The following is a 3,819-nucleotide window of genomic DNA, read 5'->3' as shown; positions in this document are numbered from 1 at the left end:
GCCCGCTCCAACGCCTCCCAGGAAACCTCCAACAACAACCGCTGCTGCGGATCCATCGCCACAGCCTCCCGCGGACTGATCCCGAAAAACCCCGCATCGAACAACGCCACGTCAGTCAGGAACCCACCCTCCCGGGCATAACTGGTCCCCGACCGCTGCCGATCGGGGTCGTACAGCGCCGTCAGATCCCAACCCCGATCCACGGGGAACCCATCCACCGCGTCAACACCCTCGACCAGCAACCGCCAAAACCCGTCCGGGTCACCCACCCCACCCGGATACCGACACCCCATCCCCACAATCGCCACCGGCTCGTCGACACCCGCACCGACCGCCACCGGCGTAAGGACATCGGTCTGCTCACCGAGCAGTTCCGTCAACACGAACCCGGCCAACACCACCGGTGTCGGATAGTCGAAGACCAGCGTGGCCGGCAACGACAACCCAGTCGCGGCAGCCAACCGGTTACGCAACTCCACTGCAGTCAACGAGTCGAAACCGAGCTCACGGAACGCGCTGCCCGGATCAACCGCCGCGGGGTCGGCATGGCCGAGCACAACCGCGGCCTGTGCCCGCACCAACTCCAGAACCGCCCGCTGGCGCCCCTCAACCCCCATAGCCGCCAACCTGGCGGCCAGGTCCACCGGCGCGTCAGCGGTGGAGGCGGCCCTGCGGGCGGAACCGCCGGCCAACGTCCGCCACAACGGTGGCAAGCCACCGGCGGCGGCTCGACGCAGCGCGGCAAGGTCCACCCGGATCGGCACCAGTTGCGGCTGGTGGGTGCGCACTGCCGCGTCGAACAACGCCAGGCCTTCTTCGGAGGAGATGGGAAGGATGCCGGCGCGTCGCATTCGGTCCAGGTTCACATCGTCGAGACGTCCGGTCATGGCTGACTGCTGGGCCCACAGTCCCCACGCCAACGACTGCCCGACCAGACCTGCGGCCTGCCGCCGCAGCGCCAAGGCGTCCAAGACGGCGTTCGCCGCGGCATAGTTTCCCTGCCCCGGTGACCCGAGCGTGGCCGCCGCCGACGAATACACCACGAACAAACCCAGATCCGCATCCCGGGTCAACTCATGCAACCACCACGCCGCATCCGCCTTCGCCCGCAACACCGTCTCCAGCCGCCGCGGCGTCAACGCCTCAACCACCCCGTCATCAAGCACACCCGCGGTGTGCACCACCCCCACCACCGGATGCTCGACCGGCACCCCCGCCAACACCTCAGCCAGCGCATCCCGGTCAGCGACATCACACGCCACCACCCGCACCCGCGCACCCAACCCGGTCAGCTCACCGACCAACTCCGCCGCCCCGGCCGCGGCCGGGCCACGCCGGGACAGCAACAACAGGTGCCTGACTCCGTGCGCGGTGACCAGATGCCGGGCCACCAATCCACCCAACACACCGGTCCCACCAGTGACCACCACCGTGCCACCCGCATCCAACCCCGCCAACCCGTCAGAGCCGGACAGCGACAGACGACCAGTACCGGCCCGGACCAACCGCCGCACATACAACCCACCAGCGCGTACCGCGATCTCCGGCTCGCCGCTGTCGAGCACCGCCGTCAGGAGCCTGCCCAAGTCGCTGCCGGGGTCGGTGTCATCGTCGAGGTCCAGCAGGACGAACCGATTGGGATGTTCAGACTGCGCGGAGCGGACCAGACCCCACACCGCAGCCGCAGCAAGGTCACTGCCATCAGTGGCGCCACGAGTGACCACCACCAACCGGGAACCCTCCATGCCCGGATCAGCCAGCCACTCCTGGACCCAACCCAACACCAACACACTCGCCGCATGCGTAGCCTCGACAACACCCACCGCATCGCCCGCAGCCGGTAGCTCGGCCACCACGACGGGGGGCAGCTCACCATCAACCTGCCCATGCCATGCCCAGACCGGTTCGGTAGCCGCCGGCGCGGTGTCGAGCTCCGCGTCCGGTAGCGGTACCCACTCCACCGCGAACAGTGACTGCGCCGCATCCGGTACGCCGGCGCCCAACTGGTCGGTGGTCACTGGTCGCAGCGCCAGCGAGGTCGCGGTCAACACCGGCTGGCCGGTGGTGTCGAACACCGCCACCGCGACAGCCCCGTCGTCGGCGGGTGTCAGCCGGACTCGTAGCGTGGTCGCCCCGGTCGCGTGCAACCGCACCCCACTCCACGAGAACGGCAACACCGCCCCGCCATCGTCGCCGCCGAGCAGCCCGGTCAACCCGATCGGATGCAATGCCGCGTCCAACACCGCCGGATGCAACCCGAACCCGTCCGCTGCGTCCTGCTCGGGCAGTGTCACCTCGGCATACACATCCCGCTCGGAACGCCACACCGCCCGCAAACCCTGAAACACCGGCCCGTACACGTACCCGCCGTCGGCCAATCGCTCGTACACGCCGTCAACAGCCACCGGCCGCGCGTCGGCCGGCGGCCACTGCCCCAACCCGGACGGCACCCGGCCAGCTTGCGGGCTCAGCACACCCGTGGCATGCCGAGTCCACGAACCTTCCGCGCCTTCTGGTCGGGAGTACACGTTGACCGGCCGTCGACCGCCCTGGTCAGGGTCGCCGACCCACACCTGCACCTGCACCCCACCCTGCTCCGGCAGCAGCAGCGGGGTCTGCAGCGTCAACTCCTCCACGGAGGCACAACCCACCTGGTCGCCGGCGTACATCACCAACTCCACATACGCCGTGCCCGCCAACAACACCGAACCCAACACCACGTAATCGGCCAACCACGGCTGCGCCGACAACGACAACCGGCCGGTCAACACCACCCCATCCCCATCAGCCAACGACACCGCCGCACGCAACAACGGATGACCAACCGAACCCTGCCCCAACACCCGAGCATCGCCCACACCGGCGACCACAGTCTGCGGCCAGTACCGCTGATGCTGGAACGGGTAGGTAGGCAACTCAGCTCGCAGCGGGATGGTCCCGCCCATCGCCCTGCCCACACCCATGACCTCTGCCGGACCGGCGCTCGTGCCGAGTAGTGTCGGCCAGTTCACGGTCCCGCCGTGTACGTGGACACCGGCGACCGCGGTCAGTAGTGTCTCCGGCTCGTCCCGCTCAGCGCGCAGCGCGGGCAGCCACACACCTGCATCAGGGGTGTCGGGGTCGGCCATCGAGGTCAGCGTGCCGTCCGGTCCCAGCTCGAGGAAGACACCCACGCCCTGCTCACGCAGCGCGTTCACCGCGTCGTCGTAGCGCACCGTCTGGCGGACATGCGCCAGCCAATATCCCGGCTCGGTCACGTCCGCACCCGGGGTGCCCGACACCACCGGGATGGTCGGCTCCCGCCACACCACCCCGCCCAACACGTCGGCGAACTCGGCCAACATCGGCTCCATCAACGGCGAATGAAACGCGTGACTGACCCGCAACCGCCGCGCCTTACCACCGGCGTCTCGCCACCGCTGCGCCAAATCCAACACCACATCCCGGTCACCGGAAATCACCGTCGAGCGGGGGCCGTTGACCGCCGCGACCCCTACCAGGTCGGTGTGCCCGGCGATCAGGTCGTGGGCTTCGGCGTCGCTGGCGGTCAACGCCACCATGGCTCCACCAGCAGGAAGCGCCTGCATCAGACGACCCCGCGCAGCCACCACCGCCACCGCATCAGCCAGACCCCACACCCCCGCCACATACGCCGCACTCAACTCACCAATCGAATGCCCCGCCACACACTGCGGAACCACCCCCCACGAACCAACCAGCCGGAACAACGCCACCTGCACCGCGAACAACCCCGCCTGCGCATACACCGTCTGATCCAACAACCGCGCCTCGCCCGCAACCACGTCCCGCAACGACCGC

The 3,819-nt window shown here is 68.8% G+C and carries 1 protein-coding gene; it reads right to left on the bottom strand.

Annotation, left to right across the window (positions count from 1 at the left end; all coding sequences use genetic code 11):
• Positions 1-3,779: SDR family NAD(P)-dependent oxidoreductase (locus tag AB0B02_RS31800; protein ID WP_357306778.1), on the bottom strand; the 3,779-nt coding region annotated here is incomplete at its 3' end.
• Positions 3,780-3,819 lie beyond the last annotated feature (40 nt).

This window comes from Micromonospora sp. NPDC049240, from assembly GCF_040647835.1.
GTDB lineage: Bacteria > Actinomycetota > Actinomycetes > Mycobacteriales > Micromonosporaceae > Micromonospora.
This window is presented reverse-complemented; position numbering and strand designations above follow the sequence as displayed.